Origin of the sequence: Duganella sp., from assembly GCF_039595735.1 — a bacterium.
Classification (GTDB): Bacteria; Pseudomonadota; Gammaproteobacteria; order Burkholderiales; family Burkholderiaceae_D; genus Rugamonas.
Genome location: NZ_JBCNLB010000004.1, coordinates 1 through 13,432, shown reverse-complemented (window position 1 = coordinate 13,432; position 13,432 = coordinate 1). Strand labels below are relative to the sequence as shown.

Below are 13,432 nucleotides of genomic sequence, written 5' to 3'. Positions count from 1 at the left end.
CCATTCGGGCTTAGTACAGCACGACTGAACGTATGGACTCGCCACTTTTCATCAGGTCGAAGCCCTGGTTGATGTCTTCCAGCTTGAGGCGATGGGTAATCAGGTCATCAATGTTGAGCTTGCCTTCCATGTACCAGTCGACGATCTTCGGCACATCGGTACGGCCGCGCGCGCCGCCAAACGCGGAGCCCTTCCACTCGCGCCCGGTCACCAGCTGGAACGGACGGGTGGAAATCTCCTGCCCCGCGGCCGCCACGCCAATGATGATGGACTTGCCCCACCCCTTGTGGCAGCACTCCAGCGCCTGGCGCATCAGGGTGGTGTTACCGACGCACTCGAAGCTGTAGTCGGCGCCGCCGTCGGTCAGCTGGATGATGTGGTCCACGACATTCTCGACTTCATTGGGATTAATGAAGTGCGTCATGCCGAACTGGCGCGCCATTGCTTCGCGCGCCGGGTTGATATCGACGCCGATGATCTTGTCCGCGCCCACCATGCGGGCGGCCTGGATCACATTCAGGCCGATGCCGCCGAGACCGAATACCACCACATTGGCGCCCGCTTCCACCTTGGCGGTGAACAGCACCGCGCCCACGCCGGTGGTGACGCCGCAACCGATGTAGCAGACTTTGTCGAACGGCGCGTCGGAACGGATCTTGGCCAGCGCAATCTCCGGCACCACGATGTAGTTGGAGAAGGTGGAGGTGCCCATGTAGTGGAAGATCGGCTTGCCGTCGAGCGAGAAGCGGCTGGTGGCGTCCGGCATCAAGCCCTTGCCCTGGGTGCCGCGGATGGCCTGGCACAGGTTGGTCTTGCGCGAGAGGCAGAATTTGCACTGGCGGCACTCCGGCGTGTACAGCGGAATGACGTGGTCATCTTTTTTCAGCGACTTGACGCCGGGACCGACGTCCACCACGATGCCCGCGCCTTCGTGGCCCAGAATCGCCGGGAAAATCCCTTCCGGATCGGCGCCGGACAGGGTGTAGTAATCGGTATGGCAAATGCCGGTGGCCTTGATTTCCACCAGCACTTCGCCTTCGCGCGGGCCGCCCAGTTCGACTTCTTCAATCGTCAGGGGCTGGCCCGCTTGCCATGCAACGGCTGCTTTGGTTTTCATGAGTGTTCCTTTCGCGAGGGAACATCATGATAACAAATCAATCGTGGAAGGCGTCCACCACTTTGCGCTGGCCCAGCATGAAGGCATCGGCCACGTGGCGCAGCGGCGCCACGTCCACGTCCGACTTGCCGGCGCGGATGATGTCGGCAAAGCGCTGGTACAGCGACGGGTACTCGGCTTCTTTCTCCAGCGCCTGCTCGGCGCCATTGATCCACAGGCGCGCGCCGCCATTCGCCAGGCGCACTTCGCCGCTGGCGGTGGCGACGATGATGTCCCAGCTTTGCGGGCCGGTCTGGCGCCAGTCGAACTCGGCATGCACCCTGATACCGGCAGCATCCTGGAAGTGCAGGTCGGCGGCGATCGGCGCATCGCGGTTTTCCGGGAATTCCAGCGCGGCCTTGGTCAGGAACACCGCCGACGGCAGGATTTCTGTGACGATCGACAACGCGTTGATGCCCGGATCGAACACGCCCAGGCCGCCCGCTTGCCAGATCCAGTCCTGGTTCGGGTGCCACTGGCGCACGTCTTCTTTCCAGATCACGTGCATGGCGGTGGGGGCGTTGGCGGCCAGGTGGGCCTTGGCCGGCTGCACGCCGGGCGCATAGCGCGAGTGCCAGCTGGCGAACAGGCTGACGCCCTTTTCAGCCGCAAAGGCGTCCAGGTCGGCCACTTCCGACAGGGTGGCGCCCGGCGGTTTTTCCATGAACACGTGCTTGCCGGCGGCCAGCGCCTTGCGCGCGGCGGCATAGCGGTACTGCGGCGGCATGCACAGCGACACGGCTTCGATATCCGGACGGGCTTCCAGCATCGCCTCGATGGTCGGGAAGCTCGGGATGTTTTCGATGGTGTTGTTGCGGCTGGCGGTGGCGACCAGCGTGAAATGGGCGGCGTTGGCGTGAATCGCCGGCACGTGCTGATCGTAGACGATCTTGCCCACGCCAACGATAGCCAGTTTGATTGGTGACGTCATCTTGGAGGTCCTGATTGAGTTGATCCGGCAGCCTATCACCTCAACCAGCCGCGCAACAAGCGCGGACCGGCGTCACCGAGTATTTATTATCAATATTGCGATTATTGGGGTTCAACCGGCATCGCAGGGCCGATGCCCAGCAGGTCGGACACGGTGCGCCACAGCTGGCGCGGCGAGGTCCACGGCTTGGGCAGGAAGGCGTGGCCGGCGTGATGCTGCTCCGGATGGCGCGCCGAATACATCAGCACGCGCGCATTGTGCTGCCCGGCGCGCAGGTCGGCCAGCAGATCGACGCCGTCGCCGTCCGGCAGGTCCGGGTCCAGCACCACCAGCGCGAATTTTTCGGCTTGCAGCAATTCCTGGGCCGCCGCCAGGGTCGGCACATGGGTCACCTGGGTTTCCGGCACCAGCAGCGCAGCCAGCACCAGTGCCGCGTCGTGGTCGCTGTCGACGTGCAGCACGCGCGGCGCCGTGGCAAAAATGGAAAAGCCGATGGCGCCGCCGTTTTCGGAAAATGGGCGATAGGGGCCGCCAGGGAAATCATTGGTCATGGAATTCTCCGCTCGAAAAGCTGAATAAGCTCGGCGGAGTTGGGCCGAAGGGTCGGTCTGGCGCAGGGTGCAGGCGGCCATTGAAGCGGCAGATGCAGATTGGAGGCCCTGCCGCAGTTGAGGCGGGCGGATCGCGTGATCCGCCGCTCAGTTGATAGTGTATAACAAAAATGCTCTAGGACAAGAAAAATTACCCCGAACGTTTACTTTTTCAGACGGTTGTTGAAGGCCGCATGCAGACTGTTCAATGTTTCCTCGGCCGCCAGCAGCTGGTCCGCCACCTCGTTGACCTTGCGGCGGTTGGAGCGGGCGTGGTCGCGCAGCACCTCGAACGCGGTGTTGCGGTCGGTCTGGAATTTGCACATCAACAGCCCCACCGCCAGACTGGTTTCGCGGCCGGCAGCCAGCGCGGCGTTCAGGTTGAGTTCGGTGCGGCGCAGCTGGCGGATCTCGTCGGCGCGCGCCAGACCGGCGGCAAAGGCCGGCATCAGGTGTTTTTCATCGACCGGCTTGACCAGGAAGCCGACCGCGCCGTAAGAGGCGGCCTGCTTGCCGGCGTCAGCATCGCCGCGGCCGGACAGGAACATGAACGGCACCGAGCTGGTGGCGTGCAGCTGCTTGGCCAGTTCCAGGCCGTTCATGCCGGGCATGTGGATGTCCAGCAAAGCCAGGTCCGGTTCGCGCTGGGCGATGGACTGCAGGGCTTGTTCCGCCGAGGAAGCCTTGGCTACGTCATAGCCGGCATGGCCCAGTACTTCGCCGAGGAAGTCGAGCAGCAGCGGGTCGTCGTCAACGATCAGGATCAGGCGCTTCTGTGCAGGAGTGGATGCAGTCATGGGGCGGAAACCTTGGGCTAATACTAACGCCCCATTATAAGACTGAAATCCCCCCTGATTTCAAGCGTTTTTATTGCTGCGTGAAAAGCGATTGAAATTGCCTTACCGCCTGCGCCACACTTTCAGCTTGATAGACGCTGCTGATGGCGGCGACCATGTGCGCCCCGCGCGCCACCAGCGGTGCGGCGTTCTGCGGCGTCATGCCGCCGATCACCACGTTGGGCACGCGGATCACCTCGCGCGCCTGGTCGAGGATGGTGGGCGGTGTGGTGACCGCGTACTGCTTGACGCGCGAAGGGTAGAAGCCGCCAAAGGCGACATAGCTGGCGCCGGCGTCCTGCGCGGTCAGCGCCCGCCGCATGTCGCCATAGCAGGAGGCGCCGATGATTTTGCGCTTGCCGAGCCGCGCCCGTACTTGTGCCACCTCGGCGTCGGTGCCGCCGAGGTGGACGCCGTCGGCGTCCAGTTCCACGCACAGGTCGACGTGGTCATTGATGATGAAGGGCACGCGGTGACGGCGGCACAGGGCCTGCAGCGCGGCGGCCTGCTCGTGGCGCAGCACGGCGCCGGCTTCCTTGTGGCGGTACTGCAGCAGCGCGATCGGCGCGGCCTGCATGGCTTGTTCGGTCAGTTGCAGCAGGCGGCTGGTGTCGTCCCAGTTGGGGGTGACAAGGTAAAGTCCTTGCATGGTGTGTCTCTCTTTTGTTTATCGCAAAGGAATGCGCTGGCCGGCGGCAATGACGTAAGCGTCGCGCAGCGCGTGATAGGTGTAGAGCTGGGCGTTTTCCAGCGCGACGGCGGTCGGCATGCCCAGTGCGAGCTGGCCAGCGATGGCGGCAGCCAGCGTGCAACCGCTGCCATGAAACTCGCCCGCCAGGCGCGCCCAGCGCCACTCGCGCGCCCCAGCCGCCGGCACGGCGGCCACTGGCAGGTTTGCGCCAGGGCCATACCAGCGGTTGAGGACTTCCTCGCCCTCGCCGTGACCGCCGGTGATGAGGACATGGCGGCAGCCGCGTGCGCGCAGGGCTTGTGCTTGCGCGTCCGGCAGCGTGGCGTCGCTGAGCGTCCGCGCCTCCGGCCCGTTTGGCGTGATGACCGTCGCCAGCGGCAGCAAGGGCGCCAGCGCCGCTGCCGCATCATCGCGCGACAGCACATCGCCATGGCCGCTGGCCAGCACCGGGTCCAGCACCACCGGCAACTCCGGCTGACGCTCACGCAGGCACATGATCACCTGCGCAATCGCCAGCGCATTGGCGGCGCTGCCGGTAATCCCGATCTTCACCGCGCTGATGGCGCACTTGTCGATCAGCGCCTGCGCCTGCCGCAGCACCATGTCCGCCGCCACCGGCTGCACGCCATAGACGCGATCATTGTCCTGCACTGTCAGCGCCGTGCAGACCGTGAGCGCATGCGCCCCCTGCCCCGCCACCGCCTGCAGATCCGCCGACAGCCCGGCGCCGCCAGACGGATCGAGGCCGGCGAACACCAGCACGCACGGCCGCGCATCCGCCGCGCCTGTGCCTGCGGCGAAACCGCCAGCCTGGCCACCGGGCAGCGAGGCAGCAACCTCGGTCATGCCAGCCGGCCCGCCATTGGCGACGACGGCGACGCCGCAAACTTGCGCGCGATGCGCCCGGCCAGATAAGCCTCGCGCCCCGCCTGCACGCCCAGCTTCATGGCGCGCGCCATGCGCACCGGGTCCTGCGCGCCGGCGATCGCGGTGTTCATCAACACGCCATCGCAGCCCAGCTCCATCGCAATCGCCGCATCGGACGCCGTGCCTACGCCGGCATCCACCAGCACCGGCACCCTGGCCTGCTCGATAATCAGCGACAGATTCCACGGATTCAGTATCCCCATGCCGGAACCGATCAGGGACGCCAGCGGCATCACCGCCACGCAGCCGATATCCTCCAGCATGCGCGCCTGGATCGGATCGTCGCTGCAGTACACCATCACATCAAAGCCATCCTTCACCAGCTCGCGCGCGGCCACCAGCGTCTCCGGCATATTGGGGAACAAGGTCTTCTCGTCGCCCAGCACCTCCAGCTTCACCAGCTTATGGCCGTTCAACAGCTCGCGCGCCATCTGCAGCGTGTAGACCGCATCCCTGGCCGTATAACAGCCGGCCGTATTCGGCAGAATCGTGTACTGCGAAGGCGGCAGCACATCCAGCAGCGACGGCGCCTTCGGGTCCTGGCCGATATTCACACGGCGGATCGCCACCGTGATGATCTCCGCCTCCGCCGCGTCGGTCGCCTCGCGCGTCTGCTGCAAATCCTTGTACTTGCCACTACCGACCAGCAGGCGCGATTGGTATTCCTTGCCTGCGATTTTCAACACATCACTCATATCCGTCTCCATTAACCGCCGCCGATGGCGCGCACGATATCCACCTTGTCCTGCGCCCGCAGGACACGCTCAGGCCACTGCTGGCGCGGCACCACGGTGCGATTGACCGCCAGCGCCAGCGCCTGCCCCGTCAACTCCAGGGCATCGATCAGCTGATGCAAGGTTTGCTGCGGCGGCACCTGATGCGGTGCGCCGTTCAATTCAATTTCAATCATGATCGTCAGGCCTTGCTATACAACTCAGCGCCGTTCTTGATGAACTCCACCGCCTTCACCTGCATGCCCTCCTCCGCATACTGACGCACCTCCTGCGTGATCTTCATCGAGCAGAAATGCGGGCCGCACATCGAGCAGAAATGCGCCACCTTGGCCGAATCCTTGGGCAGCGTCTCGTCGTGGAATTCGCGTGCCTTGTCCGGGTCCAGGCCAAGATTGAACTGATCCTCCCAGCGGAACTCGAAGCGCGCCTTGGACAACGCATTGTCACGAATCTGCGCGCCCGGGTGGCCCTTGGCCAGATCCGCCGCATGCGCCGCGATCTTGTAGGTGATGATGCCGTCCTTGACGTCATTCTTGTCCGGCAAACCAAGGTGCTCCTTCGGCGTCACATAGCACAGCATGGCCGTGCCATACCAGCCGATCTGCGCGGCGCCAATGCCGGATGTGATGTGGTCATAGCCCGGAGCGATATCGGTGGTCAATGGCCCCAGCGTGTAGAACGGCGCCTCGTGGCACTGCTCCAGTTGCAGATCCATGTTCTCCTTGATCAGTTGCATCGGCACATGGCCCGGACCTTCAATCATCACCTGCACGTCATGCTTCCAGGCGATCTGCGTCAGCTCGCCCAGCGTTTTCAGCTCGCCCAGCTGGGCCTCGTCGTTGGCGTCATAGATCGAGCCTGGACGCAGGCCATCGCCCAGCGAGAACGACACGTCATACGCCTTCATGATCTGGCAGATCTCTTCGAAATGCGTGTACAGGAAGTTCTCCTTGTGATGCGCCAGGCACCACTTGGCCAGGATCGAGCCGCCGCGCGAGACGATGCCCGTCATGCGCTTGGCTGTCAGCGGCACATAGCGCAGCAGCACGCCGGCGTGGATGGTGAAGTAATCGACGCCCTGCTCCGCCTGTTCGATCAGCGTGTCGCGGAAAATCTCCCAGGTCAGGTCTTCGGCCTTGCCGTTGACCTTTTCCAGCGCCTGGTAAATCGGCACCGTGCCGATCGGCACCGGCGAATTGCGGATGATCCATTCGCGCGTTTCGTGGATGTGCTTGCCTGTCGAGAGATCCATCACCGTGTCGCCGCCCCAGCGGATCGACCAAGTCATCTTTTCCACCTCTTCTCCGATCGACGAGGTCACCGCCGAGTTGCCGATGTTGGCGTTGATCTTCACCAGGAAATTGCGGCCGATGATCATCGGCTCCACTTCCGGGTGATTGATGTTGGCGGGAATGATGGCGCGGCCACGGGCGATTTCATCGCGCACGAATTCCGGCGTGATCTCGGCCGGGATGCTGGCGCCATACGCCTGGCCCGGATGCTGGCGGCCCATCAGGTCGGCCAGGCGCTGACCAGTCGGCCCGGACGCCTTCAGGCTCTCGATGTACTCCTTGCGACGCAGGTTCTCGCGGATGGCGACAAACTCCATCTCGGGCGTGATGATGCCCTGGCGCGCATAGTGCATCTGCGTGACGTTGCTGCCTTCGCGCGCGCGGCGCGGCTTGCGGTGCAGATTGAAGCGCAGCTCTTCCAGCGCCGGATCGGCCAGGCGCGCCTTGCCGTAGTCCGAGGTCGGGCCGTCCAGCTCCTCGGTATCGCCGCGCTCCAGTATCCACGGCAGGCGCGGCGTTTCGGCCAGGCCGGAACGGATATCGATCTGCGCCTGCGGATCGGTGTACGGACCGGAAGTATCGTAGACATAGACCGGCGGATTGGCCTCAAAGCCGAACGACGCCGGCGTATCGGCCTGCGAGATTTCCCGCATCGGCACGCGGATATCGGCACGGCTGCCTGGCACATAGATCTTGCGGGAATTGGGCAGCGGCTTGATGGCTGCCTCATCCACCGTGGCGGTGGCGGACATGAATTTCGGATTGGCGTTCATTTGGCTCCTTTGTTTGGCTACAGGAGCCAGCAAAGGAGGTTGGACAACCGCCGCGCGCAGATGGATCGGTGGCGCGGCGTTATCCTAAGCTTCCCTTCGCTGGCATTATCCAGATCAGGTTCGGAGGGTATTTCTCACCCGCGGCGCAGATGCGCAGCAGGACCCCTAGCGTGTGCCGCCTTGCGGCAGCGCGCCGATTATAACCGCATCCGGTTCCAGTAGCAAAAAACCCACATGCTTGCCAGACTACTCAGGTATAGTGTCTTCATGCCACACAGCAATTTTCCACCCTGCCCCGCCTCCCGGGCGCGCCTGCCGCGTGCCGCCGCCGCCCTGTGCCTGTTGCTGTGTCTGTTCATGTCGATGGCACCGGGCCAGGCGGCCAATGGCGAGCGCTGGGCCGCCCAGGCGAATACCAGCTTCAAGCACAATATGCACATCGACGTCAGCAGCGGTGTGTGCCTGGCCCAGGATCGCCAGGGCTTTCTCTGGCTCGGCACCCAGGCCGGGCTGGTACGCTGGGACGGCAACCGCCCGGTGAAATATGCGGCCGACGCCGCCCGCGAAGAAGCCCTGCCCGACGGCTACATCATGAGCTTGCACATCGACACCCAGGGCCGCCTGTGGGTCGGCATGAGTTCCGGCGGCCTGGCGCGCTATGACGCCGCGCGCGACAGTTTTGTGCGCTACCGTACCGGCGCCGGCGGCCTGCGCGATCCGCGCGTCAGCGCCATTGCCGACGACGGCGAGGGCGGCTTGTGGCTGGCCACCGGGCGCGGCCTCGACCATCTGGGCGCCGACGGCCGTTTCAACCGCCAAGGCATGGAAGATATCGCCAGCGTGCCGGACGGCGGCATCGATACCCTGCTGCGCGACACCGACGGCACGCTGTGGCTGGGCACCCGCCGCGGCCTGTTCCAGCGCAAGCCGGGCCAGCCCGCGCAGCAGATAGCGCTGGGCGGCAAAACCGGCCTGGCCATCACCGCGCTGCTGCGCGACAGCGCCGGCCGGCTGTGGGTCGGCACCCGCACCAGCGGCGCCTTCAGCCTGGCGGTCGGCACCGACGCGCGCGACGCGGCGGCGGTGCGCGAGAGCGGCCCCCAGCCGACGCTGCAATCGGAACGCGTGTCGGCCATCGTCCAGGCGGGGCCGGAAGAAATCTGGCTGGGCACCAATGGCGCCAACGGCGGCATCGTGGTGCTCGATGTGCGCAGCAATACCACGCGCCGCATCCGCCACCGCGCCGACGCCCCCGACAGCCTGCCCGACAACGACATCATGGCGCTGTTGCGCGAACGCAGCGGCATCATCTTTGTTTCCTACATGTCCGGCATCAGCCAGCACGATCCGCAGCCGCGCGCCATCACCACCATCCGTCACGCCGAACCCGGCCGCGGCAACGTGTTGAGCGTGCCCAGCGTGATGGCCGCGCCCGACGGCCAGCTCTGGCTCAGCAACACCAGCGGCGGCATCGACATCATCGATCCCTACCGCGGTCTCACCGGCCGCCTGGCCGCCGCCGGCCTGCCTGGCCGCGTGCTGGCGCTGACCCCGGGACCGGACGGCGAAGTCTACATCGGCACCCAGCACGGCCTGTACCGCGCCGGCATCGATGGCCGCCACCTTCAGCGTGTGCCGGTGCCCACCCGCGGCGACGAGGAAGAAGTCTGGGCGCTGGCGCAGAGCGGCCGCACGCTGTGGGTGGGCGGACTGGACGGCTTGTGGGTGCTGGACCTGCCGGCCGGCGCCGCACCGCGCCTGCTGCGCCATGAAGATCAGCAACTGGGCGACACCCGCGTGACCGCCCTGCTGCCGGTCGGCGACGATGTGTGGGTCGGCACGCGCAGCGGCCTGACCCGGATCACGCCGGACGCGGTCGAACGCATCCCGACCGATCTGGCCGCGCCGGACCGGCTGCCGCCCGGCTATGTTTCCTCCCTGGCGCTGGACCGCCGCGGCCGGTTGTGGATGTCCAACTTCGGCACCGGCGTGGTGATGCTGGAACGCACCGACCCGGACGGCCGGCGCCGCTTCCGCCGGCTCGGCATGCAGCAGGGCTTGCCCGACAGCGGCGCCAACAAGCTGCTGCTCGACCGCGAGGGCATGCTGTGGGCCAGCACCGACGCCGGCCTGGCGCGCATCGATCCGGAAGCGCTGACCATCCGCGCGCTGGGCGCCAGCGATGGCGTGCAGGTCCCCACTTACTGGACCAACTCGGGCGCCGCCACTGCGGAAGGCGAGCTGGTATTTGGCGGCCTGTCCGGGGTCAGCGTGGTCAAGCCGCAGGCGCTGAGCGTGTCGCACTACGCGCCGCCGGTGGTGGTGACGCGCCTGCTGCTGAATGACAAGGAAATCCCGGCCGCCATCTACAACAACGGCCTGGGCAGCAAGGCGCCGCCGGTGACGGTGACCACCGCCGCGCGCGAACGCGGCTTCTCGCTGGAATTTGCCGCCCTCGACTATGCCACGCCGGAGCGCAACCGCTACGCCTACCAGCTCAAGGGCTTCGACTCCAACTGGGTGGAAACCGACGCCAGCGCGCGCCGCGCCAGCTACAACAACCTGCCGCCCGGCGACTATGTGCTGCAGCTGCGCGGCACCAACCGCCATGGCGACTGGTCGGCGCCGATCGCGGTGCCGGTGCATGTGCTGCCGGCGTGGCACCAGCAGCCGCTGGCGCGGCTGGCCATGGGCGCGGCCGCCATCCTGCTGGGCGCCGGCCTGCTGCACATGCGCACCGCCTACCTGCGCCGCCGCCAGCGCGAACTGGAAGGCATGGTGGAAGCGCGCACCTCCGAGCTGCGCACCATCCAGTCGCAGCTGGAGACCCTGGCGTATGGCGACCCGCTGACCGGCCTGGCCAACCGCCGCCTGTTCAACGACCAGCTGCGCCATCTGGTGGCGCAGGCCGAACGCGGCGGCGCTGCCTTCACCCTGCTGCTGATCGACCTCGACCGCTTCAAGCAAATCAACGACACCCTCGGCCACGACGCCGGCGACGCCCTGCTGGTGGCAGCCGCCGAGCGCCTGCGGGCAGCGGTGCGCGAATCGGACCGCGTGTTCCGGCTGGGCGGCGACGAATTTGCCGTGCTGCTGCACCAGCCGCTGGAGAGCGGCACGCCGGCCGCGGTGTGCGATCGCATCCTGGTCAATCTGGCCGCGCCGCTGGCGCACGGTGCCAGCGTGATCGAAATCAGCGCCAGCGTGGGCGCCGCCATCCACCGCATTGGCGACAGCCACGAGCAACTCTACAAGCGGGCCGACGTGGCGCTGTACCATGCCAAGGCCGCCGGCCGCAACACCTGGCGCCTGGCCAGCGACGACGCCTGATCAGGGTGCCGTCAGGCGCGTCAGCAAACCATCCAGCGCCTGCTGATAACGCGCGGCCATGGACTCGGCCTGTGCGGCGTCGCCGCGCGCCGATACCAGCGCCAGGCCGGCGCCGTGGGCATGATCGACCAGGATGTCGCGCCATAGCTCGGGCTGATCCGTCATGACGGCCAGCAGCGCCGTCAACTGCTCAGTGATCTGGCGCGTCACGCCGGCAAACGCCGCCGGCGTGGCAAAGATCGCCAGCGTCAGTTGCGGGTGGCTGGCGATTGCCTGGTGGTAGCGTGTCAGCAATCCGCGCAGGTGCGCCAGGGCGCCGGCCTCCCCGGCCGGCTGCTCCAGCACCGCCGCATACACCCGGTCGGACAGCATGCGCAGCAGACCGGCATGATCACCCACATGGCGGTACAAACTCATTGCCGTCACCCCCAGCCGCTGGGCCAGCGCGCGCATGGTCAAGCCCTGGCCGCCGCCTTCATCCAGCAGCACCAGTGCCGCCGCCAGTATCGCGTCGCGCGACACGCCGCTGCCCGGCGTCGGCCGCCCGCGCGGACGGGTCACGGCGCCACCAGATAAGTCGACTGCACCAGGCCGGAGGGAAAGGCCCGGCTGGACACCAGCTTCAGGTCGATATCGTTCGGCAGCGCGCCAAACAAGGGCCGCCCGCCACCGATCAGCACCGGCACGGTGGTGATCACCATGTCCGTCACCAGTCCTTCGCGCAGGAAGGACTGCACCAGCTGTCCGCCATCAAGATAGATGCGGCGCACGCCCTGCTGAGCCAATTCCGCCATAGCCTGGCGCGGGGTCAGATCGGCAAAGCGCACCTTGCCCTGCAGCGCCGGCGGCACCGCGGTGCCCGCCAGCTGCCGGGACAACACCAGCACCGGCAGCGCGTAGTGCCAGCGGTCGAAGGTCAGCACCTTCTGATAGCAGCCGCGCCCCATGACGATCAGATCCTTGCCGGCGATGAAGTCGTTGTAGCCATGCTCCTCGGCGGGATCGTCGCGCTGCAGCAGCCACCCGATATCGCCGTCGTGCCGGGCGATGTAGCCATCCAGGCTGGTGGCGATGAAAACGTGGGCGGTAGTCATATCAACCTCAATAATATACAGCGTATATTACCTCAGTTCTTGAACGTCGGCGTGGATTTGCTCATGCCGGCCATCATGGCCGCTTGCAGGTCGGCCGACATCAGCATGGCGGCGTTCCAGGTGGCAACGTAGTTCAGGCCATCGGCCACCGAGTGGTCGCGCGCGTAATTGATCATCTCCTTGGTGCCGCGCACAGACAGCGGCGACTTGGCCGCAATCGTCGCGGCGATTTCGCGCACGCCTGCACGCAACGCTTCCGGCGTATCAAACACGCGGTTCACCAGGCGGATGTCTCTGGCCTCGGCGGCATCGAACTTGCGGGCCGTGTAGGCCAATTCACGCGCCATGCCATCGCCGATCAGGCGCGGCAGGCGTTGCAGGGTGCCGACGTCGGCCACCATGCCGATATCGATTTCCTTGATGCTGAACCACGCATCGGACGAGCAATAGCGCATGTCGGCGCAGCAGATCAAATCGATGCCGCCGCCGACGCACGCGCCATGAACGGCGGCCAGCACCGGCTTGCGGCAGCGTTCCAGGCTGGTCAGGGTATCCTGCAAATCCAGAATCACGCGGCGCAGGTTTTCGCGTGTGCGGCCATCGCACGCGTCGCGCACCTGCGCGCCGACGCCCATCATCATCTGCAGATCGATGCCGGCGGTGAAGGCCTTGCCCTCGCCCTCCAGGATGGCGACGCGGATCTCCGGCGTCTCGTCGACATGGCGGAACGCGGCACGGATATCGTGCCACATCGCCGCATTCATCGCATTCAACTTCTCCGGCCGATTCAGGCGCACCGTCGCAACATGGTTCTCGATACTCAAGGTAAGCGTTTCAAAGCTGGACATAGGGTCTCCTCCTTGTCATTACGAACATTTTGTCACTGCCACAATAATGCGCAGCAGGGGCTGCGTCATCTATAATGGCTGTTTTCGCAAATTAAATCTGCCCTATCATGGAATTAGCCAAGTCTTTCGAGCCTGCCGACATTGAACAGTTCTGGCGCAGCGAGTGGGAAGCGCGCGGTTACTACACCGCCACCCTCGACGCCGGCAAACCTTCTTTCAGCATCCAGCTG

13 protein-coding genes and 1 riboswitch are annotated in these 13,432 nt (G+C 65.6%); of the genes, 1 reads left to right on the top strand and 12 read right to left on the bottom strand.

Features of this window, described 5'->3' with window-relative positions:
• Nucleotides 1-10: 10 nt before the first annotated feature.
• The 9 genes from ABDW57_RS09825 to thiC all read right to left on the bottom strand — a co-directional run bounded on the left by ABDW57_RS09825 (nucleotide 11) and on the right by thiC (nucleotide 7,930).
• On the bottom strand, nucleotides 11-1,117 hold the full coding sequence (locus tag ABDW57_RS09825) for an S-(hydroxymethyl)glutathione dehydrogenase/class III alcohol dehydrogenase (RefSeq protein WP_343730027.1): 1,107 nt from the start codon (nucleotides 1,115-1,117) through the stop codon (nucleotides 11-13).
• A gap of 37 nt (nucleotides 1,118-1,154) precedes the next feature.
• Nucleotides 1,155-2,087, bottom strand: a complete 933-nt coding sequence (locus ABDW57_RS09820; protein WP_343730026.1) for a Gfo/Idh/MocA family oxidoreductase — start codon at nucleotides 2,085-2,087, stop codon at nucleotides 1,155-1,157.
• Between the two features lie 101 nt (nucleotides 2,088-2,188).
• Nucleotides 2,189-2,638 carry a response regulator gene (locus ABDW57_RS09815; protein ID WP_343730025.1) on the bottom strand — a complete coding sequence of 150 codons (450 nt, stop codon included), beginning with the start codon at nucleotides 2,636-2,638 and terminating at the stop codon, nucleotides 2,189-2,191.
• Nucleotides 2,639-2,841: 203 nt separating this feature from the next.
• Nucleotides 2,842-3,474 carry a response regulator gene (locus tag ABDW57_RS09810; RefSeq protein ID WP_343730024.1) on the bottom strand — a complete coding sequence of 211 codons (633 nt, stop codon included), beginning with the start codon at nucleotides 3,472-3,474 and terminating at the stop codon, nucleotides 2,842-2,844.
• A gap of 70 nt (nucleotides 3,475-3,544) precedes the next feature.
• On the bottom strand, nucleotides 3,545-4,162 hold the full coding sequence (thiE, locus tag ABDW57_RS09805; RefSeq protein ID WP_343730023.1) for a thiamine phosphate synthase: 618 nt from the start codon (nucleotides 4,160-4,162) through the stop codon (nucleotides 3,545-3,547).
• Between the two features lie 18 nt (nucleotides 4,163-4,180).
• Nucleotides 4,181-5,050 (bottom strand): hydroxymethylpyrimidine/phosphomethylpyrimidine kinase, encoded by an 870-nt coding sequence (locus tag ABDW57_RS09800; RefSeq protein WP_343730022.1) that lies wholly within the window; start codon nucleotides 5,048-5,050, stop codon nucleotides 4,181-4,183.
• Nucleotides 5,047-5,826 carry a thiazole synthase gene (locus ABDW57_RS09795; protein ID WP_343730021.1) on the bottom strand — a complete coding sequence of 260 codons (780 nt, stop codon included), beginning with the start codon at nucleotides 5,824-5,826 and terminating at the stop codon, nucleotides 5,047-5,049. Before ABDW57_RS09795 ends, ABDW57_RS09800 begins: the two co-directional genes overlap by 4 nt.
• A gap of 11 nt (nucleotides 5,827-5,837) precedes the next feature.
• Nucleotides 5,838-6,041 carry a sulfur carrier protein ThiS gene (gene thiS / locus ABDW57_RS09790; protein WP_343730020.1) on the bottom strand — a complete coding sequence of 68 codons (204 nt, stop codon included), beginning with the start codon at nucleotides 6,039-6,041 and terminating at the stop codon, nucleotides 5,838-5,840.
• A gap of 5 nt (nucleotides 6,042-6,046) precedes the next feature.
• Nucleotides 6,047-7,930 carry a phosphomethylpyrimidine synthase ThiC gene (thiC, locus tag ABDW57_RS09785; protein WP_343730019.1) on the bottom strand — a complete coding sequence of 628 codons (1,884 nt, stop codon included), beginning with the start codon at nucleotides 7,928-7,930 and terminating at the stop codon, nucleotides 6,047-6,049.
• A 74-nt stretch (nucleotides 7,931-8,004) separates the two neighbouring features.
• Nucleotides 8,005-8,107: riboswitch (TPP riboswitch) on the bottom strand.
• A 90-nt stretch (nucleotides 8,108-8,197) separates the two neighbouring features.
• Between thiC and ABDW57_RS09780 the strand changes: the two genes are divergently transcribed.
• Nucleotides 8,198-11,260, top strand: a complete 3,063-nt coding sequence (locus ABDW57_RS09780; RefSeq protein WP_343730018.1) for a diguanylate cyclase — start codon at nucleotides 8,198-8,200, stop codon at nucleotides 11,258-11,260.
• On the opposite strand, the gene ABDW57_RS09775 is transcribed toward ABDW57_RS09780, so the two are convergent.
• Genes ABDW57_RS09775 through ABDW57_RS09765 form a run of 3 tightly spaced genes read right to left on the bottom strand, consistent with a single transcriptional unit; the run spans nucleotide 11,261 to nucleotide 13,202 of the window.
• On the bottom strand, nucleotides 11,261-11,821 hold the full coding sequence (locus ABDW57_RS09775; RefSeq protein WP_343730017.1) for a TetR family transcriptional regulator: 561 nt from the start codon (nucleotides 11,819-11,821) through the stop codon (nucleotides 11,261-11,263).
• Complete coding sequence (locus tag ABDW57_RS09770; RefSeq protein WP_343730016.1) at nucleotides 11,818-12,354, bottom strand: dihydrofolate reductase family protein; 537 nt, start codon at nucleotides 12,352-12,354, stop codon at nucleotides 11,818-11,820. The genes ABDW57_RS09775 and ABDW57_RS09770 overlap by 4 nt, the downstream gene beginning before the upstream one ends.
• Nucleotides 12,355-12,386: 32 nt before the next feature.
• Entirely contained in the window at nucleotides 12,387-13,202 is an 816-nt protein-coding gene (locus tag ABDW57_RS09765) for a crotonase/enoyl-CoA hydratase family protein (RefSeq protein ID WP_343730015.1), read from the bottom strand.
• Nucleotides 13,203-13,432: the final 230 nt, after the last annotated feature.

Excerpts from the sequence above, each read along its gene's own strand:
- ABDW57_RS09825 (WP_343730027.1), bottom strand. The coding sequence starts at position 1,117 with ATGAAAACCAAAGCAGCCGTTGCATGGCAAGCGGGCCAGCCCCTGACG.
- ABDW57_RS09820 (WP_343730026.1), bottom strand. The coding sequence starts at position 2,087 with ATGACGTCACCAATCAAACTGGCTATCGTTGGCGTGGGCAAGATCGTC.
- ABDW57_RS09815 (WP_343730025.1), bottom strand. The coding sequence starts at position 2,638 with ATGACCAATGATTTCCCTGGCGGCCCCTATCGCCCATTTTCCGAAAAC.
- ABDW57_RS09810 (WP_343730024.1), bottom strand. The coding sequence starts at position 3,474 with ATGACTGCATCCACTCCTGCACAGAAGCGCCTGATCCTGATCGTTGAC.
- thiE (WP_343730023.1), bottom strand. The coding sequence starts at position 4,162 with ATGCAAGGACTTTACCTTGTCACCCCCAACTGGGACGACACCAGCCGC.
- ABDW57_RS09800 (WP_343730022.1), bottom strand. The coding sequence starts at position 5,050 with ATGACCGAGGTTGCTGCCTCGCTGCCCGGTGGCCAGGCTGGCGGTTTC.
- ABDW57_RS09795 (WP_343730021.1), bottom strand. The coding sequence starts at position 5,826 with ATGAGTGATGTGTTGAAAATCGCAGGCAAGGAATACCAATCGCGCCTG.
- thiS (WP_343730020.1), bottom strand. The coding sequence starts at position 6,041 with ATGATTGAAATTGAATTGAACGGCGCACCGCATCAGGTGCCGCCGCAG.
- thiC (WP_343730019.1), bottom strand. The coding sequence starts at position 7,930 with ATGAACGCCAATCCGAAATTCATGTCCGCCACCGCCACGGTGGATGAG.
- ABDW57_RS09780 (WP_343730018.1), top strand. The coding sequence starts at position 8,198 with ATGCCACACAGCAATTTTCCACCCTGCCCCGCCTCCCGGGCGCGCCTG.
- ABDW57_RS09770 (WP_343730016.1), bottom strand. The coding sequence starts at position 12,354 with ATGACTACCGCCCACGTTTTCATCGCCACCAGCCTGGATGGCTACATC.
- ABDW57_RS09765 (WP_343730015.1), bottom strand. The coding sequence starts at position 13,202 with ATGTCCAGCTTTGAAACGCTTACCTTGAGTATCGAGAACCATGTTGCG.